Origin of the sequence: Fictibacillus terranigra, from assembly GCF_030412265.1 — a bacterium.
Taxonomy (GTDB): domain Bacteria; phylum Bacillota; class Bacilli; order Bacillales; family Fictibacillaceae; genus Fictibacillus_C; species Fictibacillus_C terrinigri.
On sequence record NZ_JAUHLN010000004.1, the window covers coordinates 373771 to 390626 of the forward strand.

Annotated in this window: 19 protein-coding genes; 15 read left to right on the forward strand and 4 right to left on the reverse strand. The window is 44.5% G+C overall.

What is annotated here, in order from left to right:
- Window positions 1–75: 75 nt before the first annotated feature.
- The 3 genes from QYF49_RS19885 (at window position 76) to recX (ending at window position 3304) form a co-directional block, all read left to right on the forward strand.
- Complete coding sequence (locus tag QYF49_RS19885; RefSeq protein ID WP_425589608.1) at window positions 76–2178, forward strand: carbon starvation CstA family protein; 2103 nt, start codon at window positions 76–78, stop codon at window positions 2176–2178.
- Entirely contained in the window at window positions 2178–2387 is a 210-nt protein-coding gene (locus QYF49_RS19890; protein ID WP_290401326.1) for a YbdD/YjiX family protein, read from the forward strand. Before QYF49_RS19885 ends, QYF49_RS19890 begins: the two co-directional genes overlap by 1 nt.
- Before the next feature lie 104 nt (window positions 2388–2491).
- A complete protein-coding gene (recX, locus tag QYF49_RS19895) occupies window positions 2492–3304 on the forward strand; it encodes a recombination regulator RecX (RefSeq protein WP_290401327.1) in 813 nt (270 codons plus the stop codon).
- Here recX and QYF49_RS19900 read toward each other — a convergent pair.
- Window positions 3291–3959, reverse strand: a complete 669-nt coding sequence (locus QYF49_RS19900; RefSeq protein WP_290401328.1) for an SDR family NAD(P)-dependent oxidoreductase — start codon at window positions 3957–3959, stop codon at window positions 3291–3293. The two genes, recX and QYF49_RS19900, sit on opposite strands and share 14 nt — an antisense overlap.
- A gap of 77 nt (window positions 3960–4036) precedes the next feature.
- Here QYF49_RS19900 and QYF49_RS19905 point away from each other — a divergent pair, with 77 nt between their 5' ends.
- Window positions 4037–4348 (forward strand): YfhH family protein, encoded by a 312-nt coding sequence (locus tag QYF49_RS19905; RefSeq protein ID WP_290401329.1) that lies wholly within the window; start codon window positions 4037–4039, stop codon window positions 4346–4348.
- A gap of 118 nt (window positions 4349–4466) precedes the next feature.
- Here QYF49_RS19905 and sspK read toward each other — a convergent pair whose 3' ends face one another.
- Window positions 4467–4622 carry a small, acid-soluble spore protein K gene (gene sspK / locus QYF49_RS19910; RefSeq protein ID WP_053355666.1) on the reverse strand — a complete coding sequence of 52 codons (156 nt, stop codon included), beginning with the start codon at window positions 4620–4622 and terminating at the stop codon, window positions 4467–4469.
- Between the two features lie 101 nt (window positions 4623–4723).
- Here sspK and QYF49_RS19915 point away from each other — a divergent pair, with 101 nt between their 5' ends.
- Window positions 4724–4978 (forward strand): YfhJ family protein, encoded by a 255-nt coding sequence (locus QYF49_RS19915; RefSeq protein WP_290401330.1) that lies wholly within the window; start codon window positions 4724–4726, stop codon window positions 4976–4978.
- 29 nt (window positions 4979–5007) lie between these two features.
- On the opposite strand, the gene QYF49_RS19920 is transcribed toward QYF49_RS19915, so the two are convergent.
- Entirely contained in the window at window positions 5008–6006 is a 999-nt protein-coding gene (locus QYF49_RS19920; protein ID WP_290401331.1) for a metal-dependent hydrolase, read from the reverse strand.
- Window positions 6007–6069: 63 nt separating this feature from the next.
- Here QYF49_RS19920 and QYF49_RS19925 point away from each other — a divergent pair, with 63 nt between their 5' ends.
- Genes QYF49_RS19925 through QYF49_RS19935 form a run of 3 tightly spaced genes read left to right on the forward strand, consistent with a single transcriptional unit; the run spans window position 6070 to window position 8241 of the window.
- Window positions 6070–6381: a hypothetical protein gene (locus QYF49_RS19925; protein WP_290401332.1), complete on the forward strand. Its 312-nt coding sequence runs from the start codon at window positions 6070–6072 to the stop codon at window positions 6379–6381.
- A gap of 4 nt (window positions 6382–6385) precedes the next feature.
- Window positions 6386–7483: an A/G-specific adenine glycosylase gene (gene mutY, locus QYF49_RS19930; protein WP_290401333.1), complete on the forward strand. Its 1098-nt coding sequence runs from the start codon at window positions 6386–6388 to the stop codon at window positions 7481–7483.
- Window positions 7480–8241 carry an SDR family NAD(P)-dependent oxidoreductase gene (locus QYF49_RS19935; RefSeq protein ID WP_290401334.1) on the forward strand — a complete coding sequence of 254 codons (762 nt, stop codon included), beginning with the start codon at window positions 7480–7482 and terminating at the stop codon, window positions 8239–8241. The genes mutY and QYF49_RS19935 overlap by 4 nt, the downstream gene beginning before the upstream one ends.
- 44 nt (window positions 8242–8285) lie before the next feature.
- Here QYF49_RS19935 and QYF49_RS19940 read toward each other — a convergent pair whose 3' ends face one another.
- Window positions 8286–8510 carry a cytosolic protein gene (locus QYF49_RS19940; RefSeq protein ID WP_290401335.1) on the reverse strand — a complete coding sequence of 75 codons (225 nt, stop codon included), beginning with the start codon at window positions 8508–8510 and terminating at the stop codon, window positions 8286–8288.
- A gap of 193 nt (window positions 8511–8703) precedes the next feature.
- Between QYF49_RS19940 and QYF49_RS19945 the strand changes: the two genes are divergently transcribed.
- From QYF49_RS19945 to QYF49_RS19975, 7 genes are all read left to right on the forward strand, one after another.
- The gene (locus QYF49_RS19945; RefSeq protein ID WP_290401336.1) at window positions 8704–8910 is read left to right on the forward strand and encodes a gamma-type small acid-soluble spore protein; all 207 of its coding nucleotides are present in this window, start codon (window positions 8704–8706) and stop codon (window positions 8908–8910) included.
- A 394-nt stretch (window positions 8911–9304) separates the two neighbouring features.
- A complete protein-coding gene (gene ntdP / locus QYF49_RS19950; protein ID WP_290401337.1) occupies window positions 9305–9832 on the forward strand; it encodes a nucleoside tri-diphosphate phosphatase in 528 nt (175 codons plus the stop codon).
- A gap of 308 nt (window positions 9833–10140) precedes the next feature.
- Entirely contained in the window at window positions 10141–11889 is a 1749-nt protein-coding gene (locus tag QYF49_RS19955) for an ABC transporter ATP-binding protein (RefSeq protein ID WP_290401338.1), read from the forward strand.
- 243 nt (window positions 11890–12132) lie between these two features.
- Window positions 12133–13140 (forward strand): ABC transporter ATP-binding protein, encoded by a 1008-nt coding sequence (locus QYF49_RS19960; protein WP_425589612.1) that lies wholly within the window; start codon window positions 12133–12135, stop codon window positions 13138–13140.
- Window positions 13121–14086, forward strand: coding sequence for an ABC transporter ATP-binding protein (locus QYF49_RS19965; RefSeq protein WP_290401340.1), 966 nt, complete (start codon window positions 13121–13123; stop codon window positions 14084–14086). Before QYF49_RS19960 ends, QYF49_RS19965 begins: the two co-directional genes overlap by 20 nt.
- A 57-nt stretch (window positions 14087–14143) precedes the next feature.
- A complete protein-coding gene (locus QYF49_RS19970; RefSeq protein ID WP_290401341.1) occupies window positions 14144–15748 on the forward strand; it encodes an ABC transporter substrate-binding protein in 1605 nt (534 codons plus the stop codon).
- 99 nt (window positions 15749–15847) lie between these two features.
- Window positions 15848–16849: an ABC transporter permease gene (locus tag QYF49_RS19975; RefSeq protein WP_290401342.1), complete on the forward strand. Its 1002-nt coding sequence runs from the start codon at window positions 15848–15850 to the stop codon at window positions 16847–16849.
- Window positions 16850–16856 lie beyond the last annotated feature (7 nt).

Genomic DNA, 16856 nt, shown 5'->3' on the forward strand with positions numbered 1-16856 from the left:
GTTATTTTATTTAAATATTAAGAATATTTGGTATAATTACTTTGTAATTATATCAATCTTTTAAGGGGGAGCCTAATGGAAACACAGCCGAGTACGATTAAAAAGAGAAGCAATCCAATCACAAAGACAATGATTTGGATTGCGATTGCCCTGGCGGGAGGATTAAGTTTATCTGTAATTGCCCTGCAGAGGGACGAGCACATCAACGCCATATGGTTTGTTGTGGCATCACTGGCAACGTACGCTGTTGCATACCGGTTTTATTCCCGTTTTATCTCAAATAAAATCTTTGGATTGGACAAAAAACGGGCTACACCAGCTGAAAGATACAGTGATGGTAAGGATTATGTTCCTACTAACAAATGGGTGCTGTACGGGCACCATTTTGCAGCGATTGCTGGTGCAGGGCCGCTTGTTGGGCCGACGCTTGCTGCTCAGATGGGCTATCTGCCAGGAACAATCTGGATTATAGCAGGAGCAGTGCTTGCGGGCTGTGTCCAGGATTTTGTTATTCTCATCATCTCTATGCGCCGAAAAGGAAAATCAATCGGAGAAATTGCAAGAGAAGAGATCGGGCCTGTCGGCGGATATCTTGCTCTTATCGGCGTATTTGCCATTATGATCATCTTGATTGCTGTTTTGGGGCTTGTTGTTGTAAACGCTTTAAAAGCTAGTCCCTGGGGCATGTTCACAATCGCCATGACGATACCCATCGCGCTGTTTATGGGGATCTATATGAAATTTTTCCGGCCGGGAAGAGTAGGAGAAGCCTCGATCATCGGGTTTGTCCTTCTGCTGATCGCTTTGCTGAGCGGACAATGGGTAGCAGATTCAGCGACCCTCGCTCCGATGTTCACATTTGGAGGCAAAACGATCGCTATCATGATGATTGTCTACGGTTTTCTTGCTTCCGTACTTCCAGTCTGGCTTCTCCTTGCTCCAAGGGATTACTTAAGCACCTTCTTAAAAGTGGGCGTTATTGCTATGCTTGCTATCGGCATCTTTATTGTTATGCCAGAAATTAAAATGCCTGCACTCACGAAATTTGTTGATGGCACAGGCCCTGTATTTTCAGGCAATCTATTTCCGTTCTTATTCATTACCATTGCCTGTGGAGCGGTTTCCGGATTCCATTCTTTAATCTCATCCGGGACGACTCCTAAGCTGATCGCTAATGAAAGGCATGCCAACATGATCGGCTACGGAGGCATGCTTACGGAATCATTTGTTGCAGTGATGGCACTTGTCGCAGCAACGCTTCTATCGCCAGGGGTCTATTTTGCGATCAACTCACCTGCAGCTGCCATCGGGCCAGAAGTTAGCGCCGCAGCAACAACTATCTCTTCGTGGGGCTTTTCGGTGAGTGCTGACGAGATTAACACGATCGCCCAGCAGGTCGATGAAGATTCAATCCTCTCAAGGACAGGAGGCGCTCCATCGCTTGCTGTAGGGATGGCTCATATATTCTCTAAAATTGTTGGAGGGCCTGAACTGATGGCGTTCTGGTACCATTTTGCGATTCTTTTTGAGGCCGTATTCATATTAACCACCATTGATGCCGGAACGAGGGTAGGCAGATTCATGCTTCAGGATCTGCTGGGCAACATCTGGAAGCCTTTGGGCCGGACAGACTGGATGCCGGCAGTATATATAACCAGCGCACTTGTTGTTGCGGGATGGGGTTACTTCCTGGTTGTAGGTGTAACCGATCCTCTGGGAGGTATCAATACGCTTTGGCCGCTATTCGGAATTACGAACCAGATGCTTGCAGCCATTGCTTTAATCGTTGCAACGACAGTTATCATAAAAATGGGGAAAACCAAGTATTGTTGGGTAACACTGGCTCCGCTTGCTTGGCTGATGATTGTCACGGTAACGGCTGGCTGGCAGAAAATTTTCTCTGCCCTGCCGAAGATCGGCTTTTTAAAACAAGCTGAAGTCACTCAGCAGGCTTTGGATGCAGGAAAACTGCCGCCAACGATTCCAACTGTTGAAGCGGCCAAGCAGATTATTTTCAACAATCAGCTGAATGCCGTGCTGACAGGTATCTTTATGCTTCTTATTCTTGGAGTATTGATTGATGCAATGAGGATTTGGGGCAAAGTGTGGTTTAAAAAACAAGAACTCCCAACAAGTGAGGAGCCGTTTAAAGAAACAACGATCAGCGAGGTGTCCTGATGAATCAGTTCTCCATACTCAGGAAGATCAACGGCGTGGCGGCGGCCATTCGTAAGATCGGAAGAGGAATCTCCAACCTGCCCGATTATGATTCTTATGTGGAGCACATTCGGCAGCATCATCCAGAGGTTGTGCCGCCGACAGAGGCTGAGTTCTTTAATGATTTTCTTAATAAAAAATACGGAGCATCGGCCAAGAGATGCTGTTAGGAGGAAAGCCCGCATAGGTTGATGCGGGCTTTTTTTACAGTACTCTATAAATGTAAGGATGGCAGGGGCTATGCTAAACTATAGAAAATGAGGTGAAGAGCCAAATGGCTTTAATAACAAAGATTACGACGCAAAAAAAGAACAGCGACCGTTTCAATGTTTTCATTGATCATGGAAATGGGGAAGAGTTCGGTTTCAGTGTGGATACTGACATACTCATAAAATATAAGCTGAAAAAAGGATTGGAAATCAATACAGAGGAATTAAGCTCTGTTTTATATGATGATGACATCAAAAAAGGATTTAACAAGGCTTTGAAGTTTCTGTCTTTTCGTATGAGGTCAGAAAAAGAAGTAAACGATTATTTGAAGAAGAACGAGTATGAGGAAAATGTCATTCAAGAAGTGATTAAACGGCTTAAAGAATATAACTATTTGGATGATGCTGAATTTGCCAGGATGTTTGTCAGGACAAGAAAGAACACGACATCCAAGGGAACAGGTGTTATAGCGAGGGAACTCGTTCAAAAAGGGATTTCTTCTGGACACATGGAAGCAGCCTTAAAAGAATTTCCATATGAAGAACAAGTCGAGTCGGCGATTAAATTTGCTGCAAAGAAATCAACCCAAAGCAAAGGGATTTCGAACAACGAAAGGAAAAACAAAATTTCCCAGAAGCTCCTGCAAAAAGGATACTCCTGGGAAGTGGTAGAAGAGGCTGTTCGAACGGTCGATCTTGAGAGCTCTGATGAGGAGGAGAGGGAGGCTTTGCTAAAGCATGCCAATAAAGCCCACAGACGCTATAAAAAATTTTCCGGCGTACAATACAAAAACAAGATGAAGCAGCATTTATACAGCAAAGGCTTTCCGGTTGGTATGATCGACGAACTATTAGAGTCCGGTCTTACCGATCAATGAAAATTTCCGGCTGCCCCTGATCTTCTTCAGCGATTTGAAATGCAACCTGCTCTGGTGTTTTGAAGCGGGATTTGTCCTTTATATGTTCCGAGTGATCCCAGAACGGTGTATCCATTCCTCCCATATAGACGGCTGTTACTTGAATGCCTGTGCCCTCCAGTTCTTTAACGAGACTTTCGGTGAACCCCTTAACCGCGAACTTGCTGGCGCAATATACTGATTCATTTACTTTTCCTCTAAGTCCGGCAGTGGAAATAATGTTCATGATCTTTCCTTCTTGCCGATCTTTAAAGTAAGGCAAGGAAATTTTTGTCGTAAAAATCGTTCCTTTGACGTTTGTATCCAGCATGGCCTCTATCTCATCCACACTCAGTTCCTCCAATGGACCAAATTTGCCGGAACCAGCATTATTGATGAGCATATGTACATCTTCACGCTGAAGCAGCTGTCCGAAAACATGCTGGACCTCATCGATCGAGGTAATGTCACAAGCGAAGCAATCTGCTTTATAGCCTTTAGAATTCAACCTGTCAGCTACAGAATTGAGCTTCGTGATTGAACGTCCGATCAAGATGACTTTATATTGTTTTCCATATTCTTCGGCTAGTGCAGCTCCAAGACCTGAACCGCCTCCTGTTATAACCACTGATTTCATAAATTCACCACTCCGATACGTTTGGATTCTTAACCAATGTTTATTATACTAAAGGCACAGTAGAACGGAGGCGCACCATGGAAAAAAGATATAGCGAAATGACAAAAACGGAACTGACAGCCGAAATAGCAGATCTTCATGCGAAAGCCCAAAAAGCAGAACAGATGGGGATGGTAAGTGAGTTCTCTGTCTATGAACGAAAAATCACGATGGCAAAATCGTATCTGCTCGATCCATCTGACTTTGAAGCCGGTGAAACGTATCCTATCCAGGGAGATCCGGGATCGACGTTTAAAATATTGTATATGAACGGAATTTTCGCCTGGGGTTATCGGAATGGATTCCATGAACTAGAGGCGTTTCCTATTGCAATGCTGACACACCAATAGTAATGAAAAAAGAAGCGGCAAGAGCCGCTTCTTTTTCCGGCACTAATAATGCTTGCGTGTTTGAAGGTAAGCCTGATCGGCTTTGCCGTTTGAATGGCGTCCATCATAACCGCAAGAATTATTGATCATCTCGGTGTCGATTGGATAAAAACATTCGTTCCTGAGGTCGGTCTTGAATGGATCCATCTGGCCGTTTGGAAGAAAACTCTTCTTTGGCTCTCGGCTCACCTGAGAAGGAGATCCGATTAGGGAAGTTCTTAGCTTTGTTTCGCATGGATTACCCTCCTTAAAATCGGTTCCCACCTAGTATGGTTTGAAAAAAACGCTTTAATGTGAGCCGGAAACGGCAAAATAATGGATAAGGAGGAAGTAAAAATGGAGGATAGATTTGACCGGCTTTCCCGTAATTTATTAGAGAAGAATCAAAACTTAACCTATGAGGAAGCGAGAGGCTGGATCGAAGGGCTCTGGGAGGACTTTGAGGCAACAAGAGCTAAAGCGGGGTATGAATATGGGGGCAAAAACCGGACAGAAGAAATGGTCGTTCAGTGGATCAAGAGCTACGGACCCAAACTGCATGAATACGAAACGATGAATCCGAAATTCCAACACTTGAAGAAAAAGCGATAAAAAAAGTGATGAAGGTATTTATTCCTTCATCACTCATTTTTTAGCAGCTTGGATGGAGTGAAGTCCATCTTTTTCCGAAGCCGATCCTCACTGTACACCCAGCCGGTATAGGAGGTTATGATTTCTAGATCCTCATCCAGCTGGACCAGGGCAACGAATGGATAATGTCCCTTGCTCCTATAGCGGAGGTCGATAAATCGCACTTCATGGCCGTGATTGTTCTTTTCTACTTCCCACCTGTAAACCGGAGAGAAGGAGAGAAACGCTGAAATATTTTTGTCCTTTTTCGCAGCGTGAATCACATCAGTTTCAGGAACTTCTACCCGGTCAAACGTGTCAAGAACCTTCAGCCGGCCTTGTTTAATATTGGCGACGAAAAATTGATGCTTTGTTTTTATGGCAAGATGATATTGGCTCCATTTTAATGTGGGTGAAGCGATGACTTCAATCGTTTCCGGTATATTCCTCCGTACGATCTGTGCGATTCTGTACCTGTTCCAGATCCTGAGAAGGTAGTAGCCTGCCATAATGATATATACAGCGGCAAATGCGTTTCCGGGATCAAAGCCGACATACCAGAACAGCAGTCCCGCAATATGAATGAAAAAAATAAATGGATCAAAAATGCTGATCACGCCAAGTGCTACCCATTTTTTGGAGAAGGGATAAAGGGCTTGCGTGCCGTAAGCATTGAATATATCAACAAAGACATGCAAAAATACGGCCAAGGATGTCCACAGCCATAAGTGAAGACCGTTTGCGGATGGGACAAACATATAAATAATCAGTGAGACCAAGGCCGGCCATATAAAAAGGGCTGGAACAGAATGAGTTATTCCTCTGTGGTTTCGAATATAGACGGCATTGTTTCTTAATTTTAAAATAGTATCAAAATCGGGTGCTTGTGAACCAACCAATGTACCGAGCAGTACTGCATGGGCGGTTATTGGATCTGCTGAAACAGCCGGATCGAGCATGGCTAATCCGCCGAGTCCTAATCCCATTACGACATGGGTTCCAGTATCCAATACACACACCTCCTAACTTTTATTAAAATGATGACCAAAATTTTCTAATTTGGAGGATCAATCATGAATCAAAAATTAACGGTTTTCATTGAGTATAAAGTAAAACCGGGCATAATTGAACAATATGAACATCAAATGCAAAATGTGCTAGTTGAATTAAAGAAAGACGGAGCCGGCAATATCTCCTGGCTAAAAGCGTTGGATCAAGACGCTCTCTATGTTGAAAGCTTTGATGTTGGCAGTCGTGATTCCTATCAATCATTAAAGCAGCTCAGGCTCTCAGAAAGCCATCCGGTTTATGGCCCGCTTGAGAAGTTCATTTCAGGCGGAATGGCCAAACTCCATTGCTGGGCATTTGAAAAGAAAGGTGAGTAGCACGTTGAATCGTTCTGAAGATTATATTCAAGACTTTCCCGTTCAAGGCTTTCAGCAGGATCTGATTAACTGGTACATAGAGAATCAGCGTGATCTCCCTTGGAGGTTGAATCAAGATCCCTATAGAGTATGGGTTTCTGAAATCATGCTGCAGCAAACCCGCGTAGATACGGTCATTCCATATTTTAACCGGTTCCTGTCGTTATTTCCCACCCTTAAAGATCTGGCTGAAGCAGAGGAAGAAAAGGTATTAAAGGCATGGGAGGGTTTAGGTTATTATTCCCGCGTTCGTAATTTGCAAACCGCAGTAAAAGAAGTGGCTGAGCAATACGGCGGAATCGTGCCCGATACAGCCGAGGAAATATCAAAGCTAAAAGGGGTAGGCCCTTATACGGCGGGAGCCATATTAAGTATTGCTTATGGAGTGCCTGAGCCAGCGGTCGATGGAAATGTCATGCGCGTCCTCTCCAGGGTACTGCTCATCTATGACGATATTGGAAAAGCCAAAACTAGAATATTGTTTGAAGATGCCGTACGGACTTTGATATCAAAAGAAGATCCTTCTTCGTTTAATCAAGCGATGATGGAGCTGGGAGCTCTTATCTGCACACCAAAATCACCAGCATGCCTGATCTGCCCTGTCCAGGATCACTGCAGGGCTTTTGATCAAGGCAGACAGAAAGAACTTCCAGTAAAAGAAAAAAAGACAAAAGTGAAACACGTTGATATGGCTGCTGTTATTTTACGCAATCATGAAGGAAAGTTTTTAATTCATAAAAGACCAAAAGAAGGGCTCCTTGCTAACCTATGGGAATTCCCGAACATCCCGGTCAAAAAAAGGGGAGTAAGTGAAAAAGAAGACCTGAAGGTTTTTCTTCAAGCCGAATGGGGTATTTCAGCTGCTGTCGGCGATCATGTAAGTAACATTGAACATGTATTTTCTCATTTAAAATGGGACATACAGCTTTTTGAAGGACACTGCAGCAATAAAACAATAGAGGCATGTGATTTAAAGTGGGTGACGCTTGAAGAAATGGAAACCTATCCCTTCCCTGTATCTCACCAGAAAATCAAAAAAATGGCAAAAGAGGTGACAGCATGAATTTATATTTGGAAAATAAACGAGTACTGATAACTGGAGGTTCTAAAGGTTTGGGCAAGGGCATCGCCAAGCTGTTTATGGAAGAAGGTGCTTCTGTAGGCATCTGCGGACGCAGCCAGGAAGCCCTTGAACATACAAGAGCTGAGTTGGGCAGCGAACTTCTCATCCTTCAAGGAGATGTTACTTCCCGGGAGGACAGGGAGCGGATCCTCCGAGAATTCACGGAGGAATATGGCGGCATTGACATATTGGTAAATAATGCTGGCGGCAGCAATGGATCGGCAGTATTGGAAACGAGTATGGAGGAGTTTGAGGAGGCCTTTCACTTGAATTACCTGTCAGCTGTCGGAATGAGCAAGCTTGCAGCTGAACATATGATAAAAAATGAGAAGGGAACCATCATTAATATTTCTTCTATCTTTGGAAGGGAGTCTGGGGGTAAGCCAACCTACAATGCCAGCAAAGCTGCGCTCATTTCCTTTACGAAGTCGTTTGCCGATGAGATGATCCGGCATGGCGTCCGGGTAAGCGGAGTTGCCCCTGGGTCAGTTCTTCATCCTACAGGAAATTGGCAGAAGCGGTTGCAGGAAAACCCGGATCAGATCAACCAGTATGTCCAGCAAAACATCCCTGCACAGCGGTTCGGAACGGTCGAAGAAATCGCAAACACGGTGGTGTTTCTCTCCTCAGAACGGGCATCGTGGGTCGTGGGAGCTACACTAAACGTTGATGGCGGACAATCCTATAGTAATTTTTAATGGAAAAATACAAATGCTGAGCCTCGATTAAAGGCTCAGCTTTTTTAATCCGCTTTCGTGGTCGTTCCTTTTGCCCAGCTGGCTTCATCCCTGGATAGCCCGCCTCTGGCTTCAATTTCCTGAATAATTTCACGATGTATGATTGTACCTTCTTCATTCAGGTAAGGCGCAATTTGCTGGAAAGACTGGTGAAAATATGCCAACTCACTGTCTTTCCATTCGTTTTTTGCAATCATATCCAACTCTGTCATATCTCTTCCTACGTACATCAGATCGACCTCCCATTGCGTTTATAGGTGCCAGGCACCGAAAAAGAATCGTTTTTAGTGTCTGAAACCATTTGCAATCCTATACCCTGTCTTATGAGCCGGCAACCATTGAAAATATGCAAGAAAAAATTATTTTTTGTTCACATAAAACCAAATGCAGCGGGTTAAATTAATTTTTGTGGAGGTGATACACATGGACAACCAGTCAAAAACTAACGCACAACAAGTTAGACGCCAAAACCAACAGTCTCAAGCTTCTAAAGCTGGACAAGCTGGACAAGCTGGTCAATCTGGCCAATTCGGGACTGAGTTTGCAAGCGAAACGAACGTTCAGCAAGTTCGTCAACAAAACGCTCAATCTCAGCAAAAAAAAGGCCAAGGTAGCCAAAACCAACAGTAACCCTCTATCCGAAATGCTCCCTGCTCTACGCAGGGGGCATTTTTGGTTTGCGCAAATTCAATAAGGTTTCCAGGATACATACTAAGGGAAAAAGAAGAAGGACTATGGAAATTGAAAAAATGGGCGAGCTTTTTTTCAATAAACAGGGTAACTATCATTTCCAAACTATTCTTAAAACGATATAATATAGGAGAGAAAATAACGTAAAGTAACTGTTTCTTGGGGATGATGAAGGCCGGGCAGGGCTAGAATAGTGATGAGACGATACAATGAACGTTTTTTTGTACAACGAAGCTGGTGAATTACCTAAATGATCTTATTTTAATTGGAAAGGAGTTTCGCACATACCTGGTAACCCATTGGCTTCCGGAAATGCGAAGGAAAGGAGAGGCATATGAGTTTTCCCACACCCGGAAGTATTATCGATATACAAAGCTATAAACATAACGGATCACTCCATCGCACCTGGGAAGATACGGTTATCCTCAAGGGGAGTTCGTCTGTAGTTATAGCAGGAAATGATCGTATCCTTGTAACAGAATCAGATGGCAGGCAATGGCGAACGAGAGAGCCTGCGATCTGCTATTTCAACTCTAAGCAATGGTTTAATGTAATCGGCATGATTCGTCAGGATGGATTTTATTATTACTGCAATCTAGGCACACCCTATATCTGGGATAATGAAGCCCTTAAATATATCGATTATGATCTGGATATAAAGGTTTTTCCAGACATGTCATATATTTTATTAGATGAAGATGAATACAGCCTGCATAGGCAGATAATGAATTATCCCCATGAACTCGATTACATTATAAAAAAGAATTTGAATGAGTTAATATCTATGATTAATCAAAGAAAAGGCCCATTCGAACCAGGCTTTATCGAGCAATGGTACGAGCGGTATTTGGAGTTTAGATAAGAAGGAACCTGTTGAATAATGGAGTTCAACAGGTTTTTCTGCAAATAATATAAAGTGAGCCGATAAAACGCCTGCACGGGAAAGTCTTAAATCGTCCCTATAAGAGGCGTTTTAAGCGTTTAAAGGTTCCTTCAAGATTGCTTGATCCAGCTTCAGGAGCTATCTAGGACGAAAAAAGGGTCGATTTTCGTCCCTCCTCGAGCGCTTCCCTCCTTCAATACAACACAAAAAGCGTGTTGTTCTTCAGGGTTTCCACCGCTTTCGGAGATAAACAGCTCCTTCAGCATTTCATATAAGAGGGTGTAATTTTGGATAGTATCAGAAGGTATCTGGGCTTTGTAAAGCCGTATAAAAAACAAATTGGATGGACGATTGTCATAGGGATCTTAAAGTTTGGCATACCATTGCTCATCCCGCTGATTTTAAAATATGTTGTCGATAACATTATAAATGGCCATGGTTTGACGAGCGGAGAAAAACTTGGAAAGCTTCTTTGGCTGATGGGAGGCTCCTTCTTTATTTTTGGAGTGCTCCGGCCGCCGATCGAATACTACCGCCAATTTTACGCCCAGTGGGTCGGAAGCAAAATCCTTTACGATATCAGGGACAGGCTCTACGGGCATATTCAGCGGCTCTCCTTACGATTTTACTCCAATAATAAGTCGGGGGAAATCATTTCAAGAGTCATCAATGATGTTGAGCAGACCAAGGATTTTGTTATTACCGGTCTGATGAACGTATGGCTTGATATGTTTACGATCGTGATAGCGATTGTGATCATGGCAACGATGGATGGGTGGCTGACGATCGTTGCTTTGGCGATGCTTCCGTTTTATGGACTCTCCGTCAAATTCTTTTATACAAGGCTTAGAGGGCTGACGAAACAGCGTTCCCAGGCGCTCGCTGAAGTGCAGGGTCATCTTCACGAACGGGTTCAGGGGATGTCCGTTATCAGAAGCTTTGCTCTGGAGGATTATGAACAAGTTCAGTTTGATAAAAGGAACTCTCACTTTCTCAACAAAGCGATGGATCAGACCAACTGGAACGCTAAAACGTTTGCTGTGGTCAATACGATTACAGACATCGCGCCTCTTCTTGTTATCGGTTTTGCTGCCTACAGGGCGATTGGAGGACATATATCGGTTGGGGAAGTTGTAGCGTTTGCCGGCTATATGGACAGGCTTTATAATCCGCTCAGAAGGCTTGTCAATTCATCGACAACACTTACACAATCGCTCGCGTCCATGGACAGGGTATTCGAATTTATGGATGAGGAATATGATATTAAAGATCAGCCTGAGGCAAGGGAACTTAAGTATGTTAAGGGAGAGCTCTCTTTTAACGAAGTGTACTTCCGGTACAATGAGGATGAACCCCACGTATTGAAAGGAATCAACCTTCATGTTGAACAAGGGCAGACCATCGCTCTTGTCGGGATGAGCGGAGGCGGGAAATCATCCCTGGTCAGTCTTATTCCGAGGTTTTATGACGTGTCGAAGGGCAGTATCCTGCTTGACGGCGAGGATATACGCAGCTACAAGGTGCGGTCACTCAGGGATAAAATCGGAATGGTATTACAGGATAACATTTTATTTAGTGAATCTGTCAAAGCCAATATCCTGATGGGAAACCCTGAAGCAACGGACGAAGAAGTGATGGCAGCGGCCAGAGCCGCAAATGCGCATGAGTTTATTATGAATCTGCCTGAAGGATACGATACGAAAATCGGTGAGCGGGGAGTTAAACTTTCAGGAGGACAAAAACAGCGGGTGGCGATTGCGCGAGTCTTTTTGAAGAATCCGCCGATTTTGATCCTTGATGAGGCTACCTCTGCTCTTGATCTGGAAAGTGAGCACCTGATTCAGGAATCTCTTGAAAAACTCGCGAAAGACCGTACGACATTTATTGTTGCACACCGGCTGGCGACCATCACTCATGCGGATCGTATCGTAGTTGTCGATAATGGTGAGATTGCAGAAAGCGGTACCCACTTGGAGCTAATGGAAAAAAGGGCAGTATACTATAACCTGTTTACAGTTCAGCAGCTTGGAGATTGAATCTGGATAGGCAGAAAGTTGCAAAGCCAATCAAAGAATATGAAAAAAGAACGGGAGCATTGATGCGTCTCCGTTCTTTTTTGTGTTAAAAAAGACCTGCAAAACCTAGGAATCGACATCATTATTTAAATTTTTTAGAAATTTTAATATTGTCAAATAATCAGACTAGTGTCATAATTTCAATAGAGTGTCCTACAAATTGTTTACGCTTCAAGTAAATGTCATCATGAAGAAAGGGGTGGGATAGTGAGCAGTCCAGTCTTGGAAGTAAAAGGATTAAGGACTTCTTTTCAGACGGATGATGGAGAAGTAACAGTTGTCAATCACATCGATTTTCAAGTCAATTCCGGGGAAGTGCTTGGAATTGTAGGAGAATCCGGTTGCGGCAAAAGTGTTACATCATTATCTGTCATGGGACTCGTTCCTTCACCTGCGGGAAAAGTTGAAGGAGATATATTATTTAAAGGCGAAAATCTTACTTCAGTATCTGAAAAAAGGATGCGTGAAATCCGCGGAAATGAAATAGCCATGATTTTTCAGGAGCCGATGACCAGCCTGAACCCGGTATTTACTATCGGCAGCCAGTTGATCGAAGCTTTGCAAATACATAAGAAATGGCCAAAAAAGAAGGCCTGGGCACATGCCATTGATATGCTGAAGATGGTTGGGCTTCCACGGGCAGAAGAACTGATGAAGGACTTTCCGCATCAGTTGTCAGGGGGGATGCGCCAGCGTGTCATGATTGCGATGGCGATGATCTGTTCCCCAAAACTTCTGATCGCCGATGAACCGACCACCGCACTGGATGTGACCATTCAAGCTCAGATTCTCGAGCTCATGAAAAAGCTGAATAACGAGACGGATACCGCCATCATGATGATTACCCATGACTTGGGCGTAGTGGCAGAAATGTGTCAGCGCGTCGTCGTCATGTATGCGGGTAAAGTCGTTGAAGAAGCGGATGTAAAAACGATTTTCACAAATCCGAAACACCCCTACACGGTCGGCTTGATTCAATCCGTCCCCGATATGAGGGAGAAAAAAGACCGTCTTTATTCCATACCAGGAAATGTGCCGAAACCCGGATCTGTGAAAGAGGGATGCCAGTTTGCCCCAAGATGTGCACACGCCTATGAACGCTGTCTGAGCGAGACACCATCGCTGGATACCTTGGAAGGCGGCCAAAAGGTAAGATGCTGGTTGTATGAGGATCAGAAGGGGGTAGACATCGTTGGCAGAACCATTAGTTAAAGTTGAGAACTTAAAAAAACATTTTCCGATTAGAGGCGGTGTATTCGGCAAGACTGTCGGGGAAGTAAAAGCGGTTGACGGTGTGTCATTTACCATTCAAAAAGGCGAGACACTCGGACTTGTCGGGGAAAGCGGTTGCGGAAAATCCACCACCGGCCGGATGCTCCTCAGGCTACTCGAACCAAGTGACGGCAAAGTCTATTTCGAAGGGCAGGATGTGACCAAACTTTCTCCCAACGAAATGCGCAAAATGCGAAGAGAAATGCAAATGGTATTTCAGGATCCTTTTGCATCGCTCAATCCGAGGCATACCGTTGAAAAAATATTAGAAGAGCCGCTCATTGTCCATGGTGTAAAGGATTCGAAGGAGCGAAAGAAACGGGTTAAGGAGCTTCTTGAAGTTGTTGGGCTCAGCAGTTATCATGCGAAGCGCTATCCGCATCAGTTCAGCGGAGGACAAAGGCAGAGGATTGGAATCGCCCGGGCGCTGGCGGTTAATCCAAAGCTGATCATTGCGGATGAGCCGGTATCCGCTTTGGATGTATCGATTCAATCTCAGGTGCTGAACCTTCTGCAGGATCTGCAGGAAGAATTCGGACTTACCTATCTTTTTATCGCCCATGACCTTGGGGTCGTCAGGCACATCAGCGACAGGGTCGGTGTCATGTATCTTGGGAGGATTGTAGAACTTTCAGACAGCGAACAGCTTTATGACAATCCGCTGCATCCCTACACACAAGCGTTGCTTTCTGCTGTACCGGTTCCGGATGTGGAAGTTACAAAGGAGCGCATCATCTTGAAAGGTGATGTCCCAAGCCCGTCCAACCCGCCAAAAGGCTGCGCGTTCCACACTCGCTGTCCTCAAGCAATGGATGTATGTGCCGCAGAGCGTCCGGTTTTTAAGGAAGCTGAGAAGGGCCATTACGTTGCCTGTCATCTTTATTGATGGCAGCTCGTACACATAAATAGAGGCAAAAATTCATATGAAAACGGGGGAAAGAACATGAAGAGAAGTATACTCACGGCTCTAGCGTTAATCCTGGTCCTTTCATTAGGGCTGGCGGGCTGTAAATCCTCAAGCGAAAGCACAGGCGGGAAAGGAAGCTCCGGCGGAGACGGAGGCGGCGTCATGATCTACGGACGAGGAGGAGATGCCGTCGGATTGGACCCTGCGCATGAAACAGACGGTGAATCGTTCATCGTTACCGAGCAAGTGATGGAAACACTAACGGGCTACAAAAAAGAGAACACAGATGTCGTTCCTGAACTTGCGAAGAGCTGGAAGATTTCAGACGACGGCAAGACGTACACGTTCACTTTGGAAAAAGGCGTTAAGTTCCATGACGGCACTGACTTCAACGCAGATGCGGTTGTTAAGAACTTTGACCGATGGATGAACGGTGATGCTGCGAAGTTCCCTTATTATGCATCCATGTTCGGCGGTTATAAAAATGATCCTGGCCACGTCATTAAAGAAGTAAAAGCCGTTGATGAAAACACAGTTAAATTTACTTTGAAGCGCCCGCAGGCCCCATTCCTGAAAAACCTTGCAATGAGCCCGTTTGCGATCTCCAGCCCTGCTGCGATTGACCAGTACGGCGACAAATACGGTGAGCATCCCGTAGGAACAGGGCCGTTCAAGTTTAAAGAGTGGAAACGTGGAGATACCATCTCAGTTGTGAAAAACGAAAAATATTGGCAAAAGGGCCTTCCTAAATTAGATGGCGTAACCTTTAAAGTCATCAAAGATAACTCATCACGCTTAAATGCACTCACAAAAGGTGAAGTGGACTTGATTGACGGAGTAAACCCAAGTGATCTGGATAAGATTAAATCCGATAAGAATCTTCAAATCTTTGAGCGTCCTTCTATGAACGTTGCTTATTTCGGCTTTAACGTTGAAAAAGCGCCGTTTAATAAAAAAGAAGTACGGCAGGCGATCAGCCATCTTGTAAACAAAGACGAACTGATCAAAAACTTCTATAACGGAACAGCTGAACCGGCTGCAACGCCGCTTCCTTCTTCCATCGCAGGACAAAACAAGGACATCCAGGATTATGGGTATGACGAAGCAAAAGCTAAAGAATTACTGAAAAAAGCTGGATATCCAAATGGTTTCAAAATGGATCTTTGGGCGATGCCGGTATCACGTCCATACATGCCAAATGGACAAAAAATTGCTGAAGCCATCCAGGCAAACCTTGCTAAGGTTGGAATCAAAGCGAACATCGTTACATTTGAGTGGGGTACGTATCTGGAAAAACTCCGTAAAGGTGAATCACCTGCCTTCTTGATCGGTTGGACAGGAGATAATGGAGACGCGGATAACTTCCTATATGCTCTTCTTGATAAAGACACGATTGATTCTAACAACTATGCACGCTATAAGAGTGAACCGGTCCATAAGCTATTGATTGAAGCACAATCCACAGCCGATGAAGGAAAACGTGAAGAGCTTTACAAAAAAGCACAGGAGATCATCCATGAAGATGCACCATGGGTTCCTCTTGTACATGCTAAGCCGCAGCTTGCAGGTGTAAATTCCATTAAAGATTTCTACCCGCATCCAAAAGGCTCTCAGTCATTTATTGATGTTTCCATGAAGTGATGAAGAAAGTGGGGAGTATCTTGCATGCTCCCCTTTTGTTTTGGATAAAAAAAACATCAGGGTGCTGTAACGACAACTACGCGTAAATGAGGTGTGGACATGTTTTCTTATACCATTAGAAGGATTGGTTTGCTCATCCCTGTGCTCCTCGGAATGACGTTTATCGTTTTCATGATGATCCGGGCGATTCCGGGGAATCCTGCTCAATTGATTCTTGGCCAGCAGGCATCCAAAGAGGCTATTGAAACGTTAACGAAGCAGTTGGGGCTGGATCAGCCATGGTACTCCCAATTTGTGCATTATTTGACAGGCCTTTTTCAAGGAGATCTTGGAACGTCACTGAAAACTAGAACACCGATCAGTGATGAACTATGGCCGTATTTGGCGGCAACAATCGAACTTTCACTGGTTGCGATTTTGATTGCGGTGGTAGTCGGCGTCAACGCCGGCATCATCTCCGCATGGTTCCAAAATTCATGGTTCGATTATGCAGTGATGCTCATTGCATTAATCGGGGTATCAATGCCTATTTTCTGGCTGGGTTTAATGGAACAGTATTTTGTCTCCATCAAATGGGACTTGCTGCCGACAACAGGCAGAGACAATATCAGGATGCCGGTAGAGGCCATCACTCATCTCTACTTGCTGGATACGCTGCTGGAGGGAAGGTTTGACCAGTTCATAGAAGTTGTTAAGCATTTAATCCTTCCAGGAATTGCCCTCGGTACTATTCCAATGGCAATCATCGCGAGGATGACAAGGTCAAGCATGCTTGAAGTGATGCGTTCGGATTACATCCGTACTGCCAAGGCGAAAGGGTTAAAGATGTTCTGGGTTGTGTACAAGCATTCTTTGAAAAATGCCATGATCCCTGTTATCACAGTTATCGGCCTTCAGACGGGACTGCTTCTAGGCGGTGCTATTCTGACAGAGACCATCTTTGGATGGCCTGGAGTCGGCACCTATATCTATGAAGCCATTCAGTCCCGGGACTATCCAGTCATCCAATCTGGAATTTTAGTAGTAGCTACACTTTTTGTACTTATTAATCTTTTTGTGGATATTCTGTATGCGGCCATCGATCCGCGCATCAAATACTGATAGGGGG